Source organism: Collinsella sp. AM20-15AC (assembly GCF_003471405.1).
In the GTDB taxonomy this organism is placed as follows: Bacteria; Actinomycetota; Coriobacteriia; order Coriobacteriales; family Coriobacteriaceae; genus Collinsella.
Window position 1 is genome coordinate 58,340 of record NZ_QRJA01000002.1, and the last position, 16,582, is coordinate 74,921.

Consider the following 16,582-nt stretch of genomic DNA (forward strand, 5'->3'; position numbering starts at 1 on the left):
AGGATTGTTCAGGTCATCATACTAGGGGGAAGGTGATTGCTGTGGCCCAGAAAGCCAACAGCCTCGCGCACACGAAATGGCTGTGCAAGTACCGCATCGCACCGAGGTCAAGCTCATCGCCGCCAGCGTCGAGAAGCACCCCGAGGTGCGCTTTGCCGCGAGCCGCACCTCGGTCCACGCCGACCTCTACGACCGCATGGAGCAGGCCCTGTGCGAGCGCGTGACCAACGCGGTGGAGGTCGTCCGCTCCGACATCAGCCCCGCGCTTCTTGTCCACACCGGTCCAAACCTCGTGGGTGTGGCGGTCCAGGGACTCTAGCGGAGGCGGGGCGTCCTGCCCCAAAAACAAATGCAAAAGACGAGCACTTCTTGCCGCTCAATTGGCAAGAAGCGCTCGTCTTTTCTTAACGCGTTGTATGGCGGAGAGAGCGCAAGTTACGCGAGCGCCCTTCTTGCCAGCTCGGCCGCGCCGAGGATTCCTTGGTCGCCGCCGCAGCCCGGGGCGCAGATGTAGCTCTCCATGTCCTTAAGCTCGGCGGTCTGGATGTAGCCACCCAGATATTCGAGGGTCTTCTTGCGGACGATGCCGTAGAGCTGCTCCTGGTGCATCACGCCGCCGCCGAGGACGATGCGGCGAGGCGAGTACATGAGCACGAGGTTCGCGCACATCTGCCCCAGATAATCCCCCTCGAGCGCCCACACCTCATCGTTGTCCGCGAGCTCGGCCGCGGGCTTTCCCCAGCGCGCGGCGATGGCGGGGCCGGAGGCGAGCCCCTCGAGACAGCTCGCGTGGCTCGGGCAGACGCAGCGTCCCTCCTCGGTGGGACGGGTCCTTACCAGCATGTGACCGGCCTCGGGGTGCAGCATGCCGTGAAGGAGTCTGCCCGCGCACATGACGCCCGCGCCCACGCCGGTGCCGATGGTCACGTAGACGGCGTCCTCGAGCCCCTTGCAGCAGCCGAAGACCACTTCGCCGAGGCAGGCAACGTTCACGTCCGTGTCGTAGGCCACCGGAATCCCGAGGGCGTCGGCGAACGCGGCGCGAAGACCATGGCCTCGCCACGCGAGCTTGGGCGTCTGGAGGATGGAGCCGTAGCGCTCGTCGTTGGGGTCGACGCAGGTCGGGCCGAAGGCGCCGATGCCCAACGCGTCCACATCGCGGGCGGTGAACCACTCGATCATCTGCGGGACGGTCTCGGCGGGCGTAAGCGTCGGGGTCTCCATACGGTCGAGGACCTCGCCGTCGCCGGACACCACGGCACAGACCATCTTGGTCCCGCCGGCTTCGAGGGCGCCGAGCCTCATTTGCTTTTCGCTCATGTGATCCTCCTTACAAAGGGACGCCCGCAGTCATGGTCAACCGCGGGCGCCCATAACGTTGGCTTGTTTCGAGGCGACCCTACCTGGGCACGCGGTCCTGCCTTGCGGCAAACGGGGCGAGCACGGCGTGCGGCTCACTTTGGTACCAGTAGGCGACGGTGGAGATGTCGTCCTCGCGCTCGTAGAGCTTGATGTCGTCGTTGCCGAGGTCCTGGAACGTCACGCGCAGGTCCTCCTTGAACGAGATCGGGTCGGGAAGGTGCCACCTGTAGAGGCCGTGCCTGGGCAGCGCGTCGTCGTTAGTCGCGAGCATCGGATTCGGGTTCGGCTTGCCCGCGCTGAAGCGGTCGCGCGTGGCGTCGCGCGTCGAGCGGTACGGGTAGCCGGCGAACAGCGTGTTGAAGCACTGCGCCTCGGGCAGCGCGTGGGGCGGCCTGTCGAGGAAGGCCCAGGCACCGCCGAAGTAGTCCTCGGCTCCCGTCGAGGTGACCGTGGGGAACTCCTCGTCGCCGTCGAGGAAGAACTTCATCTCGCCCTCGCCCCACCAATAGCGCTCCAGGGCGCAAAGGGCCATGTAGGTGCCGACGTAGTAGCCCTTGCCGCGCACGCCGTCGAGCACGGTGTAGTCGACGCCCCTGCGGGTGCTGCGCTCGCGGTTAAAGCGGGCGTGGAAGTACATGGCGTCGTCCGGCACGTCGGTGAGCGCGTAGTTGAACGTGTAGAAGATGTACTTAATGAACCCGGGGTGCTCGCTCGTAAGCGTGACCTTGGCGTGCTTCCTGAAGGGCATCTCGAAGTAGCAGTTCATGCCGCCCGTCGGGTTCACGCAGATGGGCATCGAGTTGACGATGGCGCGCTCACCGAAGCCGTTGCAGAAGAAGTCGCCGACAGGGCACTCGACCGAGGGGGTCTCCTCGTCGTCCCAGTAGAAGCGCAGCACGAGGTCACGCATGACGAAGCTGCCAGCGGCGGTCTTGTCGGGGACGGTCATCCAGATGTGGCGGATGATGCCGGGGCCCTCGATGTCCGCGAGCGTGATGGTCTCGCCGGACTCAAGGGGCACGCAGCACGAGCCCTTGCGGCCGACGCCGAGGTGGCTGGCCGACATGGCGGCGCGGCCCTTCTCGCCCGTGATGTTCTCGGGGGTGATGGCGCGGCTTTCCTCACCGCCGTGCATCCACACGTCCTTAAGGAACTCTCTCATCGTCGACCTCCTCTATTCGTCGTCGTCGCACTCGGCGGAACTGGCACCGTTCACGTAGATGATCTGCTGGCGCGCCTCGTTGACGAGGGCGTCGAAGTCGAGTTTCTCGTCGGGGCGCGCGAGCGCGACCGTCATGGCGAGCGGGAGGTTGACACCCGCGATCACGTGGATCCGGTCGGAGGCGAAGCGGGAAAAGCGCTGGTTCACGCTGCCGCCGTACGCGTCGGTGAGGACGACGACCTCGTCAGTGCCCGAAAGAGCCGCCTCGACCGCCGCGTCGAGCCCCTCGCCGTTGTCGTTCACGTAGGCGCACACGGCGTTGACGGCGTCGCCCTTACCCGTAAGGAACTCGAGGGTGTCCTTGAAGCCCTGGGCGAGAAGGGAATGGCTCGCCACAACTATCTTTCTCATTGATTCACCAATCTCTTGGGTCGAAGCTAGGCGAGGATGCCGGCGGCGGAGGCGACCATCGCGAGGACGATCACCACGAGGATGAGGGCCGTCATGCTCGCGTTCTTCTTGGTAAGAAGGTAATACGCGCTTCCCGTGATGGCGGCGGGGATCATGGCAGGCAGGATCTTGTCGAGCAGCGGCTGAATCTCCATCGCGACGTCGCCGAAGCTGAAGCTAATCGGGCAGGTGACGCCGATGACCGAGGCGATGAGGCAGCCGACCACGGTGAGGCCGAGCACGGAGGCGGCGGCAGTGAGGTTGGGAAGCTTCTCGCTGAAGTCGGTGACGAGCTTCACGCCCTGCTTGTAGCCGAACTCGAGGGCGTGCATGCGGACCCAGAAGATGGCCAGGATGAGCGCGAACCAGATGCCGGCTCCCACGGGGTTGCCCTCGATGGCCATGTAGGCGGCGATGGAGCCCATGATGGTCGGGATCATGGTCATGAGCAGGGAGTCGCCGACGCCGGCGAGCGGTCCCATGGTGCCGATCTTCAGGTCTTGGACGGCGTCCGCCGCCGCTAGGCCGTCGCGCTCCTCCATGGCCACGCAGGCGCCAAGGATGATGGCGGCGAGCCAAGGCTGGGTGTTGTAGTAGCGGAAGTGGTTGTTGAGCGCTTGCTTATAGTCCTCGTCGTTCGTGTAGATCTTCCTCAGGACCGGCGAGAGGGCGTAGGCGACTGAGGCGCCCTGCTGGGTCTGGTAGTTGAAGGTGCACACGCTCATGAGCCAGCGCCAGTTCGCGTTGCGCAGGTCCTTCTTGGTGACCTTGTAGCCGGAGGGCTTGCCCTCGGCGACGGCGGTGATGTTCTCGTTTTCCATGGTTACTCATCCTCTCCGATGAAGGCGTCTGCGGAAGCGTGGGCGGCGAGCTCGGTGTCCCTCTCGGCACGCTGGTAGAACGCAATCGCGAGGGCAACGCCGACGATGGCGGCGCCGATGATGGGCACGTTCAGGAAGGCCGAGAGGAAGAAGCCGGCGAGCAGGTACTGGAAGTACTTGGCGGTTGGCATGTAGCGGAGCAGCATGGCGATACCGACGGCCGGGAGCATCTTGCCGGCGAGGGTGAGGCCGGAGAGGAACCACTGGGGCATGACCTCGAGGAGCCAGTTGACGGCGGGCTGGCCGAGCGTCACGGAGACAAAGACGGGCAGGGCGGCGCACAGGCCGAAGAGCGCGGGGCAGACCCACAGGATGGCGTTCATCTGATTGAACTTACCCTCGTTGCAGAACTTCTGAGACTTCTCGACGACAAAGCCGTTGAGAATCTTGGCGACGACGTCGAGCTGGATGCCGAGCATGCCGACCGGCAGGCCGATGGCGAGGCCCGTGTCGGAGCCCAGGGTCACGCCGTAGGCGGTGGCGATGATGGCCATCGTGCCGTAGTCGGGAATGGAGGAGCCGCCGAAGCCCGCGACGCCGAGCTGCATGAGCTGAATGGTGCCGCCGATGACAAGGCCGGTCTTCCAGTCGCCCATGACGACTCCGGTGATGAGGCCCCAGAAAACGGCGTAATTGACGAAGATCATCGGGATGCCGTAGTAGTCCACGTGCTTGATGAAGGCCAGCAGGGTCAAAAGGACGACCTGCAGGATAGTGAAGTTGACCATATTTCCCCCTTAGATGAGGTCTGCGACGGAGACGGGCTTGTCGGCGGGCACGAACTGGGCCGTCACCTTGACGCCACGGGCGATGAGCGCCTTGTAGCTCTGGACGTTCTCGGCGGAGGCGTAGGCGCGCTGGGTGAGCTGGATGCTGTCCTCCTTGACGAGCGAGCCGCCGACGACCAGCGACGGGAGCTCGACGCCCGACTCGACCAGGCGAAGCATCGTCTCGGGCTCCTTGGCGATGACGAAGACCTTCTCGCGGTCGTACTTGCCCGCGGCGAAGTTCTTGAGCGCGGTCTGCTCGGAGATGATCGAAACGGCCATGCCCGCGGGGCGCGCCATCCTCATGGTGGACTTCAGGACCTCGTCGCCGGCGACCTTGTCGTCGATGACCATGACTCGGGTCGCGCCCGACACCGGGGCCCACTGCGTCACGATGATGCCGTGAAGCAGGCGATTGTCGATTCGTGCCATAACAACACTCATGTTTGCTCCTATCAAATGAAGTTTTGCGTTCGGTACTGCCTCGGCACTATCCGGATTCGCGCCGGGCAAGGGGTTATCGGATTATTGAGGACGCGCGGTCAGCTTGCGGCGGCGCGGGGAAGGTCACTCGTCGAGCAGGAGGTCCGAGGAGCCGAGGCGCTCTTCTCGCGCCGGGGCGGCGCTCACGCTTATGTAGTCGAAGACATATGCGATCTCGCTTACGGGAACCTCTACGCGATAGCGCGTCGAGATGCTCGAGAAGCTCTGCCTGAAGGACTCGATGAAATCGGCGCGTTCCTCCTCGAAGCGGTCCTGGCCAACGTAGGTCTCAATGGGGTTTCTGGTAACAAGGCGCTCGACGAGACAGCAGAGGTGAACGTAGAGCCCAATGATGGCGTTGCTGCCGATCTTCTCGCCTGTCCTGCGCTGAAGCTCGTGCACGGCGCTCTCGATCTCATGGAATAGCCGCTCCGGGTCGAGGATGGTGATGGAGCGGATGACGTTCTGCAGCGTCATGTTCGAGAGCAGCTTCTCGTGGAAAGAAGAGAGCTCGGAAGCGTCAAGCCACCTGCCGAACACGGCATCAACTTTAGAGGCGGACGCCGTCGACATGATGTCCTCGAGGGCGACGAAGGGGACGGAGGCGACCCCGGGGTCTCCCGTGCCGATGACGGCGCAGACGCGGTGCTCGGAGAAAACGGCGTCGTTCGACCCGTTCGCGACGAGCTGCTTGAAGGGCCTCGTGAGCAGGCGCGCGCCTATGGTGCGCGGGAGGCTCTGCGAGACGAGCTGGCGTATCCTCTCCGCGGCGTCGACCCCGGACTCGGAGCAGAAGACGATGGCGTCCTCACGGTTGACGCGCTCGATCACCTTGCAGTGCGTCACGCACGCGGCGGTCGCATCGCCAAGAACCTCGGCGATGGACTTGCCGCCGAGCAGCCCGACCCCGATCTCGAGCGCAAGACCGGTAGAGACGTTGTTCACCACGCCGATAGTGGAGTCGGTAACGTTCTCGAGGGCCTTATAGGCCTCCTCCAAGGAGCCCATGTCGACGAGGAACACGACCCCGGTACAGTAGGAATGGCGGTCGACGAGGCGCTGGAGCGGACCGACGATGTCCTTCAGCTGCTGGTCGTAGGGCATGTCGACAGCCTCGTACACATGCATGCCGAGCATACGGTTCGCCGCGTCGGCGATGCTCGTCGCCGTTGAGTAGCCGTGGGACAAGATGACGCAGAGCGTCCGAAGGGCCTTCGCATCGCGAGACTCCGATGCGACGCACAGCGTCAGAAGCGTCTTCGTGAAGTGATCGAGCGAGATTCCCAGCGCCCCTTCCACGTCTGCGGCGACCTGATCGGAGACACTCGAGGCAAACGGCAATCCGGAGGTCACGGCACCGAGGAGATGGGAGATTTGCTCCGCACAGGCAGACTTTCGCTTAGCCAGGCCGATACCCGGCCACAACTGCAGGCAAATCTCCTGGGCCAGTAGAAAAGCGACCTTCCTCGAAAGCTCGATGCCATAAGAAGAGCCTGCGTCGGCAAGGACCGCGCCCACGACGCGCTCGAAGGCGCGCGACCTCGAGGAGGCGACGCCGTGGTCGAAGATCAAGTGATCCTCAACGCCGCGCACAGCGGAGACAGCTTGCGAGACAAGCTCGGAGACAGAGAGCTCCCCGGCGCAGAATCGCTCATCGAGGGAGCACAGGGCATCGAGCGCCTGCTCGACCGGCCCTGTGCTCTCGGCGGCATCCAGAGACGCGTCAATCAGAACGCCATCGTCGGGCTGTTGATCGATCTGCGCGGAGGAGAGGAGCCCGCTGGGAAGAAGATACGGGCGAACGACGACGTAGTCGCCCTCGCGATTGAGGAACGCTTTGGCGCAGCAGTTCGTCACGCAGGCGCGCAAGCCGGCGATGTTATCGGAAAAGTCCGCGTTCACGAGGCAACGGTATGCGCCGCGGCTGATCTTCACATCAGAACCGATTCGGCACCCCTCGCTGCGCAGGAAGCTCAAGATGAGATCCTCGCGCTCCTCGGGGGTCCGCTCCTTGAGTGAGGGGACGCGGGCACAGATGGGCATTTTGCTGTAGGCCGAGGAAACCTTCAGGTCATCGGCGGAAAGCGTCGTCGAAAGAACGAGGCGAGCGCGCGGCGCATCCTGGGAGGCATCGAGCCCGAGGGCCGTCGCAAGGCAGTGCTCCATCGCAGAGGGAGAGAGTGCCTCGATGCCGTTGACAAAGACCACACCCCCGCGCGCTTTCGCGATCGACTCGTCAAGAAGCCCGTTGAACGAGGCGGCGTCCGGGACCCCGGCGCAGTCGATGCGCACATAGGAGGAGTCGCGGGACAGCAAGCCCTGGTTCTTGCCGTACTCGTACACAAGGCGAGAAAGGAAAGACTTACCGACACCCACGCCGCCGCTCAAGAGGATGGGCAGGCCAAACGGAGGGTACTGAACCGCAGCCTTGCACTGCTCGACAACGGAGCTGAGGCTCATGTCGAAGCCCACGGCACGCGCGAAGTCGCGGTGATCGGCGATTCCCGTCGCTTGGATGAGGTCGGCGAGCGAGGCGTACTCGCTTGCAGAGAGCTTTACCTGAAAACGCTTCTGGAACGCGCGGCGATGAAAATAACGGACAGGCCTGCCCGCCACCTTAACCACAAGACCGGCGCGAACAAGGTCGTTGAGGTACTGGCTCGCCAGGCTCCTGGAGATGATGAGCGTCTCGGCGATGTCGGAGGTGGACAGACGGGCAAGGTCGTCGAGCGAGACGACAGAGGTGAGGGCCTCGAGATGCTCGAGAATCCTGTCCCTCATGTCGACGGGTTTCTTTGCCAAGCTGTCCTGTGTGGTCTTGTCCATGACTTCTTACCTCCTCGTACAAGGAGTATAAGGGGAGAACAGAGAACGGAAGGGGGCGCGTGGGGGAATCAACAGCTCCGAGGAAAAGTCCACCACTTGAGGGGCAGAAAACAACGGCCATTGAACATTCAGGGCCGACGCTCAACACTTCGTCTCGACACTTCGCTTTGGAAAGGGCCCCGGCGCGCCGGGGTCCCAACATAAAGAAGGGCCCCGGCGCGCAGGGCCTAAAGCTTAACCATGCGCGCGGCGATGCGGGCGCAGTCGCAGGCGGCCTTCTTCTCGAAGGTGTTGTAGTCGACGACCCGGCCCTCGGCGCAGGGCTTGTCGCTGATGGCGCGCACGACGACGAGGGGCACGCCGTTGAGATAGGCGGCCTGCGCGATGGTGCAGCCCTCCATCTCGCAGCACAGGTCGCCGAAGATCGCGAGGATTCTCTCCTTCTGTTCCGCGGGCGAGACAAACTGGTCGCCGGAGACGACGCGGCCCTTGAGGACCTTAATGTCGGGGGCGACGGCGGCCGCGGCGGCGCACGCCGCCAGCAAGGGCCGGAACGGATCGCGCAAGATCAAGGCGTCGCCCGGGAGGTCGGGCGTTACCGTCAGCCGGCGCCGCGTCTGCCGCATCATGAGGGAGAACGGCCTGGCCGGCGCATACGGCAGGAAAAGGTTCAAGGTGCACCCCGGGGCGATCAACGAGGCCGACGTGTCGAACGTCGTCGCGCGCGGCTTCGGCGGCAGGGCGCCGTACACCCATATATGCAGCGACTTGGCCTGCGTGCGCGTCGGGGCGTCGTGGAACTACGTCTGCCTGCTCGTCGACCTCTGCAACGGGGAAATCGTCGGCCACTCCGAAGGATCGAGGAGGGACGCGCGAGCTCCGAGCCAAGCTCTTGGATTACGTGCACTGGTACAACAACTTCAGGATCCACTCGACGCTGGGCTTCATGTCGCCGGTCGAGTTCAGGGAGGCGGGGCCGTCCCTCCCGGAATCGTCCAAATAAGTGTTGCCAATCCATAGCCAATCCAGCCATCATCTCCGCGAAGGAGGACGTCAGGAAAAGCTCGGCTTGAGCTCGGTCGGACGCGGTCTGTGGGGCATCATTCAGGCTCAGGGGGTCTCCTTGTCTTCTTCGGTCGCAACCTGAATGATAGGGACGGCCCCTTCTCTCTTTCCCCTTCGTTTTCGACGCGTCACCCTCTCGGCGGGCTTAAGGCCCGCGCTCGCGGGTGCAGGGGCTACGCCCAAACCCCAAAAACGTAACGCCGTGCTCGAAGCGTTTCCGGACGTCAGCGTAATCTCAAATCCCGTTCGTCAACTCATGGGCAAGCCACCTGAGACTACTCATTTCTCCTACTGGCAATGAAGACCTGCGACCTGCAGTTTTGCAAACTGCTTGAAAGCCACCTGCGTTGATTCACTTCCTATTGCAGCTGGCGGCTTGCACGCGAAAAGGCATTTAAGTTTCAAAACGGGCGTTTTCGGCGCTATCGAGCCTCCAAAGGCATCCCGCCGCGCCCTTTGGGACAAAAACAAAAACTCAAAGCCCTGAGTTCGAAAATAGTTTTTGGAGTTGTCCCGACTTTTGTCCCCGAAGCCGACGAAACGCGACAGGGTGTCACCTGGCGGCACTCGATTCGAGACGGCACCGAAAACTGGATGCAACCGGAATGACGGGACGGCAGAACCGAAGTCATCGAGTGGGGATAGAAAAAGGCCCGGGTGCCGTGGCATCCGGGCCTTTGCTAGCAACTTGATGTTGCGGGCAGCTTAGAACTTGTGACCGCACTTCTTGCAGACGCGCAGCTTGTTCTTGCCGTCCTTCTCGTGACCGACGCGGGTAACCTTACCGCACTCGGGGCAGACGAGATTGACGTTGGAGGCGTCGATGGGAGCCTCCTGCGAAACGATGCCGCCCTGCTGGTTGGCAGCGTTGGGCTTGACGGCCTTCTTGACGACCGAAACGCCCTCGACAACGACCTTGTTCTCGGCGGGGAGAGCACGCAGGACAACGCCCTGCTTGCCGCGATCCTTACCAGAGAGAACCTGGACCTTATCGCCCTTCTTGATATACATATATCTCCCCTAACTACAGGGTCTCGGGAGCGAGCGAGACGATCTTCATGTACTTCTTGTCACGAAGCTCGCGAGCGACGGGCCCGAAGATACGGGTGCCGACGGGCGAACCATCGTTGTTGATGACAACGCAGGCGTTCTCATCAAAGCGAATGTAGGAGCCATCCTTGCGGCGGATCTCCTTAACGGTGCGAACGACGACGCAACGGACAACGTCCTTCTTCTTGACGTTGGCGCCAGGGGTAGCCTCCTGGACAGCACCGATGAACACATCGCCGATGCCTGCATAACGACGCTTGGAACCGCCAAGCACCTTGATGCAGCGAATCTTGCGAGCGCCGGAGTTGTCGGCGACGTTCAGCATGGTTTGCATCTGAATCATGGTAGATGTTCCTCCGAACTAAGAACCGAAGAGAGGTGCGCAGCCTTTATACGGCCCGTGGTATGCAAGCCAGGCATACGCACATCTTCGGAAACGTACAAGTCGTAAGAGCGACTGCTTATTTAGCGCGCTCGACGACCTCGATGAGGCGCCAACGCTTCATCTTGGACATAGGACGGGTCTCCATAACGCGGACGGTGTCGCCCACGCCAGCCGTGCACTCCTCGTCGTGAGCGTGCAGCTTCTTGGAGCTGGTCATCATCTTGCCGTACTTGGGGTGACGCTTGCGCTCGGTGATGGTGACAACAATGGTCTTGGCACCGGAGACGGAGGTAACGACACCCGTACGGACCTTACGCGAGTTACGCGAATCAGTCATGTTCTCTCCTTAGGTCCTACTCGGCGACAGCGGACTTCTCCGCTGCGATCTCGCGGGCGCGCTGCTCCGTGAGGACGCGAGCGATGTCCTTCTTCACGGTGTTGACGCGAGCGGTGTTGTCCAGCTGGCTGGTGGCCATCTGGAAACGAAGGTTAAAGAGCTCGGCGCGCATTTCCTTCAGCTTCTCAACGAGCTGAGCGTCCGAGAGCTCACGAATCTCTGCGGGCTTCATTAGTTCTCCTCCTTGGCGGCGGCGGCGTCCTCAGCAGCCCACTTGGCCTCGAGAGCGGCCTCCTCAGCCATCTCCTTCTCGATGCGCTGCTCAGCGTTCTTGGCAGCAACAATCTTGGTCTTGATGGGAAGCTTGTGCTGTGCAAGACGCAGAGCCTCGCGAGCGACCTCCTCGGGCACGCCCTTGACCTCGAACATGATGCGGCCGGGCTTGACGACGGCCACCCACTCCTCGGGGTTACCCTTACCAGAACCCATGCGAGTCTCGGCAGGCTTCTTGGTGATGGGCTTATCGGGGAAGATCGTGATGTAGACACGACCGCCACGCTTCATGTAGCGGGTCATGGCAATACGAGCGGCCTCGATCTGACGGTTGGTGATCCAATGGGCCTCGAGAGCCTGGATACCAAACTCGCCGAAATGCAGCTCGGTATTACCCTTGGCCTGGCCCTTCATGGAGCCACGCTGCACCTTGCGGTGAAGAATACGCTTAGGGGCAAGCACTACTGACCCCTCCTCTCGGAGTTACGACGACGAGGACGGGAAGAGCCCTCGAGTGCAGGGTTGGGAACAGGCTGGCCCGGGAGCTTCTCGCCCAGGTAGATCCAGACCTTCACGCCGCAAGCGCCCATGGTGGTGCTGGCGACAGCCGTGCCGTAGTCGATCTTGGCACGGAGGGTATGCAGAGGCACGCGACCCTCGCGGTACCACTCACGACGGCCCATCTCGGCACCGCCGAGACGACCGGAGCACTGGATACGGATGCCCTTAGCGCCGGCCTTGCGGGCAGACTGGACAGCCTTGCGCATAGCGCGACGGAAGGCAACGCGGCCCTCGAGCTGCTCGGCGATAGACTGAGCAACGAGGTTGGCGTCGAGCTCGGGGCGCTTAATCTCGACAACGTCGACGGAGAGCTGGCCCTTGGAGACGCCAGCGACCTTCTCGAGCTCGGTGCGGAGGGTATCGATCTCGGCACCCTTCTTACCGATGACAACGCCGGGGCGAGCGGTGAGGATGATGACCTTCACCTTGTCGCCAGCGCGCTCGATCTCGACGCGGGAGACAGCTGCGCGGGAAAGACGCTTCTCGAGGTACTTGCGGATCTCGAGATCGTTACCGAGGGTCTTAGCGTAATCCTTCTCTGCGAACCAGCGGGAGCGCCAGTTCTCGGTGATGCCAAGACGGAAGCCGGTGGGGTAGACTTTCTGACCCATACAGCTTTACGCCTCCTTTCGAGGAGCAACGACGACGGTGATGTGGGAAGTACGCTTCAGAATGCGAGAAGCGGAACCCTTGGCGCGGGGACGGATGCGCTTAAGCGTCGGACCCTCGTCAACATAGGCAGCGGCGACAACCAGGTTGTCGGCACGCAGACCGTTGTTGTTCTCGGCGTTCGCAACGGCGGAACGGAGAACCTTCTCGACATCCACGGCGACGGCGCGGTCGCAGAAGTGGAGGATGTCGAAGGCCTGAGCGACAGGCTTGCGGCGGATCAGATCGACCACCAGGCGGGCCTTGCTGGGGGAAACACGCACGTACTTAGCGACGGCGCGAACCTCGGTGGCCTCAGTTTCAATAGACTTAGTTGCCATTTACGGTTAACCCCCTATTTGGCCTTGTGGCCACGGAACGTACGAGTCGGCGCGAACTCGCCGAGCTTGTGACCAACCATGGACTCGGTAACATACACGGGCACATGCTTGCGGCCGTCGTGGACGGCGATGGTGTGACCAACCATCTCGGGGAAGATGGTAGACGCGCGGGACCAGGTCTTCACGACGTCCTTCTTGCCAGCCTCGTTCATCGCGGTGATACGCGAGAGAAGGCGAGTCTCCACGAACGGGCCCTTTTTGAGACTTCTGCTCATAAGTGCTTTCTCCTAAAACTCGGTATCCGAAATTACTTCTTACGGCGACGAATAATGTGCTGGTTCGAGACCTTCTTCTTCTTGCGCGTACGAAGGCCCTTCGTCGGCTTACCCCAGGGGGTAACGGAGGGACGACCAGAGGTGTGGTTCTTGCCCTCGCCACCGCCGTGCGGGTGGTCGACAGGGTTCATGACGGTACCGCGGACGGTCGGGCGCACGTTCATGTGACGCTTACGGCCGGCCTTGCCGATGACGATGTTGGCGTGATCGGCGTTGCCGACCTCACCGACGGTGGCGCGGCAGGTAACGAGGATGCGGCGCATCTCGGAGGAAGGCATACGGACGATGGCGTACTTGCCCTCCTTACCCATCAGCTGGCAGGAGTTACCGGCGGAACGGGCGATAGCAGCGCCCTTGCCCGGCTGGAACTCGACGGCGTGGATGAGCGTACCGACGGGGATGTCGGCGAGGGGCAGAGCGTTGCCCGGCTTGATGTCGGCGTCAGAACCGGACATGATGGTCTGACCGACCTCGAGGCCCTTGGGGGCCAGGATGTAGCGCTTCTCACCGTCAGCGTAGTGCAGCAGAGCGATGCGAGCGGAACGGTTCGGATCGTACTCGATCGTGGCAACCTTGGCGGGCACGCCGTCCTTGTTGCGCTTGAAGTCGATCACGCGGTAACGACGCTTCACGCCGCCGCCCTGGTGGCGGGTGGTGATGCGGCCGTTGTTGTTACGACCGGCCTTCTTGGGCAGGGGCTCGAGAAGAGACTTCTCGGGCTTGGTGCAGGTGATCTCGGAGAAGTCGGAGATCGTCTGCCAACGCCTACCAGCGGAGGTCGGCTTAAGGTGCTTTACAGCCATTACAATCCCTTTCAATAGGAATCCGTTAGCCATCGCAGACAGGGATTCGAGGTTCTGCCTCGGGTGCGATGACACCGGACGTATACACGGTTCCGGGCGTGTCCATTTTATACGCCCAAAACCTTGAGCTCTCGCCTCCCCTATTTGGGAGGCATGAGCTCACTCAACAGCAGCGAGTCTTAGGCCTGGTTGCCAAAGACCTCGATGGTGTCGCCCTCGGCCAGCGTGACGATGGCCTTCTTCCAAGAACGGGTCTTGCCGGCGACATAGCGCACGCGCTTGGTCTTGGGCTTGACCGTCAGGGTGTTCACGCGAACGACCTTGACGCCGAAGATCTCCTCGACAGCGTCCTTGATCTGATACTTGTTAGCATCCTTGGCGACCTCGAACGTGTACTTGTTCAGCTCCATACCGGAGAAGGAACGCTCGGACACGATCGGACGGATAATGATCTCGTGGGCGGTCATTTATGCAAGCACCTCCCCGAAGTGAGCGGCGATGTCGGCGGGCATCAGCACAGCGTTGTTGTTGACGAGATCGTAGGTGTTGGCCTCGTCAGCGGTGATGATGAACGTCTTGGGAATATTGCGGAACGACAGGTAGGCGTTGACGTCCTCATCGCGAACGATGATGGTCAGACGCTTGCCCTCAAGGCCAAGAGCCTTGAGCATGGCAACGGCAGCCTTGGTGGAAGGCTTCTCGAAGCCGTAGTCGTCGACGAGCACGAGCTCGCCATCGGCCAGCTTGGCGGACAGCGCGGAGCGCATAGCCAGCTTGACCTCCTTGTTGTTCATACGCTTAGCGTAGGAACGGGGCTTGGGGGCGAAGACAACGCCACCGTGACGCCACTGGGCAGCACGGATGGAACCCTGGCGGGCACGGCCGGTGCCCTTCTGACGCCAAGGCTTCTTGCCGCCACCGGAAACCTCAGAGCGGCCCTTAGCAGACTGGGTGCCCTGACGCCAAGAGGCCATCTGGCACTTGACGATGTGGTGCATAACGTGGATGTTCGGCTCGATGCCGTACACCTCAGCGGCGAGCTCGGCCTCGGCGACCTTCTTGCCCTCGCTGTTCTTTACTTCAAACTTTGCCATTTAAGTGTTCTCCTTGGTATGACGCTGGGCTAAATGGGCTGGGCCCTTAGGCCATACGGATGGCGACGAGACCATTCTTGGCACCCGGGACAGCGCCCTTGACCAAGATGAGGTTCTGCTCGGCATCGATGCGGACAACGGAAAGGTTCTTGACGGTAACGCGCTCGTTACCCATGTGACCGGCCATCTTGACGCCCTTGAGGACGCGCGCAGGATAGGCGCACTGACCGATAGAACCGGGGTGACGCTGGAAGTGAGAACCATGCGTCATAGGACCGCGGCGCTGACCCCAGCGCTTGATGCGACCCTGGAAGCCCTTACCCTTGGAGGTACCGATGACGTCGACCTTCTCGACATCAGCGAAATCAGCGACGGTGACGACCTCGCCGACCTTGTGCTCCTCGCCGTTCTCGACGCGGACCTCACGAAGGAAGCGGACAGGCTCGACGCCGGCCTTGGCGAAGTGACCAGCCATGGGCTTGTTCACGTTCTTGGCCTTGATGTCGCCGAAACCGATCTGGACGGCGTCATAGCCGTCGGTTGCCTGAGTTTTAACCTGCGAGACAGCGCAGGGGCCAGCCTGGATGACCGTGACGGGAACGACGTTATCGTCCTCGTCCCAAACCTGGGTCATGCCAATCTTGCGGCCGAGAATCATGCTGATCAAGATATGATCCCAACTCTCGCGTGGTCTTGGGACAATGCGTACACCACCGAGCGTACGCCCCTAGAGGACCACTACTTACACGACGTGCTCCCCAGCCTTGTATTTCGCCCGGACTACCTGACAACCCTATTAAGCAGGCATTTTGTCCAGCCAGAATACTCCCCTGGTTTCACACAGCTGTTTAGTATACACGGCTGCGGGCGTATCCATCGAGATTCATATTTCACTCACATTGTTTACGCAGGTAAAGTGCGTGGATGGCTCCCGAGCACGGCGGAGGGCCGGAGAAATATATTAAGGTCCCTGCTCTACAGTCCTGCGCAAGACGGAGAGCACATTAAGTGCTCTCCTTTGCGTGCGGAACTCGCGATGACCTTAATATATTTCTCCGGCCCTCCGCCGTGCTCGGGAGACGACACGTTGATGTCTGCTTAACTCTGCTCGCTCAGGCTAATGACTTTGTTGGGGGTCCACTATTTGCTGGAGGGTGAACTTGCATTGCATTGGCTCGCCCTCTACTTGTGGCTCCGCCTCATCAAAATCGAAAATCATAATGGCGCAGTTGGGGAGTTTTGCTGGGAGCTCGAAGCCCTCTGGGGCTGCAGCCTTGATGAATTGGCGGCTGGCGCTGCCGTGGCTTACTGCTAGAAGGGTTTCGATGCCCTCAGAGCCCATGAGATTGGTGAGGGTGCCTACCATGCGCTCTTGCAGCGCGCGGCTTCCTTCTCCTCCGAAGGGGACCAAGTCCTCGCCGGGGTCCCAGACGTCGGTGGGTAGCGCGTCGTGGGGGCCTTCTTCGAAGGTGCCGTAGCTGCGCTCGATGATGCCTTCGCAGGGCTCGACTGCTGCGTCCGGGCCAAGGAGTCCGGTAGCGACGAGCTGAGCCGTGTCCATGGCTCGGCCTAAGGGCGAAGAGACCACTTTGTCGGGGACGACGCCGTGGGCTTTGAGCCATGCGGCTGCCATTCCCGCTTGCTTGCGGCCCAGATCGGTCAACGGAGAATCGCAGCGGCCCTGGACGAGCTTTTTAACGTTGAATTCTGTCTGACCGTGGCGGAGTAGATATAGACGCTTCATGCTCTCCCCTTCTGT

22 protein-coding genes and 1 pseudogene are annotated in these 16,582 nt (G+C 61.9%); 2 read left to right on the forward strand and 21 right to left on the reverse strand.

Features of this window, described 5'->3' with window-relative positions; translation table 11 throughout:
• Positions 1–82 precede the first annotated feature (82 nt).
• On the forward strand, positions 83–319 hold the full coding sequence (locus tag DW233_RS01110; protein ID WP_118266284.1) for a hypothetical protein: 237 nt from the start codon (positions 83–85) through the stop codon (positions 317–319).
• A gap of 116 nt (positions 320–435) precedes the next feature.
• Here DW233_RS01110 and DW233_RS01115 read toward each other — a convergent pair whose 3' ends face one another.
• The 8 genes from DW233_RS01115 to DW233_RS01150 all read right to left on the reverse strand — a co-directional run bounded on the left by DW233_RS01115 (position 436) and on the right by DW233_RS01150 (position 8,503).
• Entirely contained in the window at positions 436–1,320 is an 885-nt protein-coding gene (locus DW233_RS01115) for an ROK family protein (RefSeq protein WP_199407873.1), read from the reverse strand.
• 79 nt (positions 1,321–1,399) lie between these two features.
• Entirely contained in the window at positions 1,400–2,524 is a 1,125-nt protein-coding gene (locus DW233_RS01120) for a glycoside hydrolase family 172 protein (RefSeq protein WP_172676343.1), read from the reverse strand.
• A 12-nt stretch (positions 2,525–2,536) separates the two neighbouring features.
• Complete coding sequence (locus tag DW233_RS01125) at positions 2,537–2,935, reverse strand: PTS sugar transporter subunit IIA (RefSeq protein ID WP_089572475.1); 399 nt, start codon at positions 2,933–2,935, stop codon at positions 2,537–2,539.
• A 26-nt stretch (positions 2,936–2,961) separates the two neighbouring features.
• On the reverse strand, positions 2,962–3,795 hold the full coding sequence (locus tag DW233_RS01130; protein WP_089572476.1) for a PTS system mannose/fructose/sorbose family transporter subunit IID: 834 nt from the start codon (positions 3,793–3,795) through the stop codon (positions 2,962–2,964).
• Positions 3,796–3,797: 2 nt separating this feature from the next.
• Entirely contained in the window at positions 3,798–4,583 is a 786-nt protein-coding gene (locus tag DW233_RS01135) for a PTS sugar transporter subunit IIC (RefSeq protein ID WP_089572477.1), read from the reverse strand.
• 9 nt (positions 4,584–4,592) lie between these two features.
• Positions 4,593–5,066 (reverse strand): PTS sugar transporter subunit IIB, encoded by a 474-nt coding sequence (locus tag DW233_RS01140; RefSeq protein ID WP_118266286.1) that lies wholly within the window; start codon positions 5,064–5,066, stop codon positions 4,593–4,595.
• Positions 5,067–5,189: 123 nt separating this feature from the next.
• Positions 5,190–7,931, reverse strand: a complete 2,742-nt coding sequence (locus DW233_RS01145; RefSeq protein ID WP_118266288.1) for a PRD domain-containing protein — start codon at positions 7,929–7,931, stop codon at positions 5,190–5,192.
• A gap of 227 nt (positions 7,932–8,158) precedes the next feature.
• Positions 8,159–8,503 carry a 5'-methylthioadenosine/S-adenosylhomocysteine nucleosidase gene (locus DW233_RS01150; RefSeq protein WP_231500733.1) on the reverse strand — a complete coding sequence of 115 codons (345 nt, stop codon included), beginning with the start codon at positions 8,501–8,503 and terminating at the stop codon, positions 8,159–8,161.
• A gap of 329 nt (positions 8,504–8,832) precedes the next feature.
• Between DW233_RS01150 and DW233_RS10420 the strand changes: the two genes are divergently transcribed.
• The gene (locus tag DW233_RS10420; protein ID WP_233506709.1) at positions 8,833–8,934 is read left to right on the forward strand and encodes an IS3 family transposase; all 102 of its coding nucleotides are present in this window, start codon (positions 8,833–8,835) and stop codon (positions 8,932–8,934) included.
• Positions 8,935–9,701: 767 nt separating this feature from the next.
• Here the strand turns inward: DW233_RS10420 and rplX are convergent.
• The 13 genes and pseudogenes from rplX to DW233_RS01220 all read right to left on the reverse strand — a co-directional run bounded on the left by rplX (position 9,702) and on the right by DW233_RS01220 (position 16,567).
• Positions 9,702–10,007 carry a 50S ribosomal protein L24 gene (gene rplX, locus DW233_RS01160; RefSeq protein ID WP_006235043.1) on the reverse strand — a complete coding sequence of 102 codons (306 nt, stop codon included), beginning with the start codon at positions 10,005–10,007 and terminating at the stop codon, positions 9,702–9,704.
• A gap of 13 nt (positions 10,008–10,020) precedes the next feature.
• A complete protein-coding gene (gene rplN / locus DW233_RS01165; RefSeq protein WP_006235041.1) occupies positions 10,021–10,389 on the reverse strand; it encodes a 50S ribosomal protein L14 in 369 nt (122 codons plus the stop codon).
• A 118-nt stretch (positions 10,390–10,507) separates the two neighbouring features.
• Positions 10,508–10,768, reverse strand: a complete 261-nt coding sequence (rpsQ, locus tag DW233_RS01170) for a 30S ribosomal protein S17 (RefSeq protein WP_006235040.1) — start codon at positions 10,766–10,768, stop codon at positions 10,508–10,510.
• Positions 10,769–10,784: 16 nt separating this feature from the next.
• Positions 10,785–11,000 carry a 50S ribosomal protein L29 gene (gene rpmC, locus DW233_RS01175; RefSeq protein ID WP_006235039.1) on the reverse strand — a complete coding sequence of 72 codons (216 nt, stop codon included), beginning with the start codon at positions 10,998–11,000 and terminating at the stop codon, positions 10,785–10,787.
• 107 nt (positions 11,001–11,107) lie between these two features.
• A pseudogene (rplP, locus tag DW233_RS01180) lies at positions 11,108–11,503 on the reverse strand (50S ribosomal protein L16); the annotation flags it as partial.
• Positions 11,503–12,213 carry a 30S ribosomal protein S3 gene (rpsC, locus tag DW233_RS01185; protein ID WP_006235037.1) on the reverse strand — a complete coding sequence of 237 codons (711 nt, stop codon included), beginning with the start codon at positions 12,211–12,213 and terminating at the stop codon, positions 11,503–11,505. The gene rpsC and the pseudogene rplP, both read right to left, overlap by 1 nt.
• Before the next feature lie 6 nt (positions 12,214–12,219).
• Positions 12,220–12,591, reverse strand: coding sequence for a 50S ribosomal protein L22 (gene rplV / locus DW233_RS01190; protein WP_006235036.1), 372 nt, complete (start codon positions 12,589–12,591; stop codon positions 12,220–12,222).
• Between the two features lie 14 nt (positions 12,592–12,605).
• On the reverse strand, positions 12,606–12,866 hold the full coding sequence (rpsS, locus tag DW233_RS01195; RefSeq protein WP_006235035.1) for a 30S ribosomal protein S19: 261 nt from the start codon (positions 12,864–12,866) through the stop codon (positions 12,606–12,608).
• Between the two features lie 32 nt (positions 12,867–12,898).
• A complete protein-coding gene (rplB, locus tag DW233_RS01200) occupies positions 12,899–13,729 on the reverse strand; it encodes a 50S ribosomal protein L2 (protein WP_055250219.1) in 831 nt (276 codons plus the stop codon).
• Between the two features lie 179 nt (positions 13,730–13,908).
• Complete coding sequence (gene rplW / locus DW233_RS01205; protein WP_022094197.1) at positions 13,909–14,196, reverse strand: 50S ribosomal protein L23; 288 nt, start codon at positions 14,194–14,196, stop codon at positions 13,909–13,911.
• The gene (gene rplD / locus DW233_RS01210) at positions 14,197–14,823 is read right to left on the reverse strand and encodes a 50S ribosomal protein L4 (RefSeq protein WP_006235032.1); all 627 of its coding nucleotides are present in this window, start codon (positions 14,821–14,823) and stop codon (positions 14,197–14,199) included.
• A 46-nt stretch (positions 14,824–14,869) separates the two neighbouring features.
• Complete coding sequence (gene rplC, locus DW233_RS01215; RefSeq protein ID WP_035137484.1) at positions 14,870–15,490, reverse strand: 50S ribosomal protein L3; 621 nt, start codon at positions 15,488–15,490, stop codon at positions 14,870–14,872.
• A gap of 450 nt (positions 15,491–15,940) precedes the next feature.
• Positions 15,941–16,567 carry a histidine phosphatase family protein gene (locus DW233_RS01220; RefSeq protein ID WP_118266290.1) on the reverse strand — a complete coding sequence of 209 codons (627 nt, stop codon included), beginning with the start codon at positions 16,565–16,567 and terminating at the stop codon, positions 15,941–15,943.
• Between the last annotated feature and the right edge of the window lie 15 nt (positions 16,568–16,582).

Excerpts from the sequence above, each read along its gene's own strand:
- DW233_RS01115 (WP_199407873.1), bottom strand. The coding sequence starts at position 1,320 with ATGAGCGAAAAGCAAATGAGGCTCGGCGCCCTCGAAGCCGGCGGGACC.
- DW233_RS01120 (WP_172676343.1), bottom strand. The coding sequence starts at position 2,524 with ATGAGAGAGTTCCTTAAGGACGTGTGGATGCACGGCGGTGAGGAAAGC.
- DW233_RS01125 (WP_089572475.1), bottom strand. The coding sequence starts at position 2,935 with ATGAGAAAGATAGTTGTGGCGAGCCATTCCCTTCTCGCCCAGGGCTTC.
- DW233_RS01130 (WP_089572476.1), bottom strand. The coding sequence starts at position 3,795 with ATGGAAAACGAGAACATCACCGCCGTCGCCGAGGGCAAGCCCTCCGGC.
- DW233_RS01135 (WP_089572477.1), bottom strand. The coding sequence starts at position 4,583 with ATGGTCAACTTCACTATCCTGCAGGTCGTCCTTTTGACCCTGCTGGCC.
- DW233_RS01140 (WP_118266286.1), bottom strand. The coding sequence starts at position 5,066 with ATGAGTGTTGTTATGGCACGAATCGACAATCGCCTGCTTCACGGCATC.
- DW233_RS01145 (WP_118266288.1), bottom strand. The coding sequence starts at position 7,931 with ATGGACAAGACCACACAGGACAGCTTGGCAAAGAAACCCGTCGACATG.
- rplX (WP_006235043.1), bottom strand. The coding sequence starts at position 10,007 with ATGTATATCAAGAAGGGCGATAAGGTCCAGGTTCTCTCTGGTAAGGAT.
- rplN (WP_006235041.1), bottom strand. The coding sequence starts at position 10,389 with ATGATTCAGATGCAAACCATGCTGAACGTCGCCGACAACTCCGGCGCT.
- rpsQ (WP_006235040.1), bottom strand. The coding sequence starts at position 10,768 with ATGACTGATTCGCGTAACTCGCGTAAGGTCCGTACGGGTGTCGTTACC.
- rpmC (WP_006235039.1), bottom strand. The coding sequence starts at position 11,000 with ATGAAGCCCGCAGAGATTCGTGAGCTCTCGGACGCTCAGCTCGTTGAG.
- rpsC (WP_006235037.1), bottom strand. The coding sequence starts at position 12,213 with ATGGGTCAGAAAGTCTACCCCACCGGCTTCCGTCTTGGCATCACCGAG.
- rplV (WP_006235036.1), bottom strand. The coding sequence starts at position 12,591 with ATGGCAACTAAGTCTATTGAAACTGAGGCCACCGAGGTTCGCGCCGTC.
- rpsS (WP_006235035.1), bottom strand. The coding sequence starts at position 12,866 with ATGAGCAGAAGTCTCAAAAAGGGCCCGTTCGTGGAGACTCGCCTTCTC.
- rplB (WP_055250219.1), bottom strand. The coding sequence starts at position 13,729 with ATGGCTGTAAAGCACCTTAAGCCGACCTCCGCTGGTAGGCGTTGGCAG.
- rplW (WP_022094197.1), bottom strand. The coding sequence starts at position 14,196 with ATGACCGCCCACGAGATCATTATCCGTCCGATCGTGTCCGAGCGTTCC.
- rplD (WP_006235032.1), bottom strand. The coding sequence starts at position 14,823 with ATGGCAAAGTTTGAAGTAAAGAACAGCGAGGGCAAGAAGGTCGCCGAG.
- DW233_RS01220 (WP_118266290.1), bottom strand. The coding sequence starts at position 16,567 with ATGAAGCGTCTATATCTACTCCGCCACGGTCAGACAGAATTCAACGTT.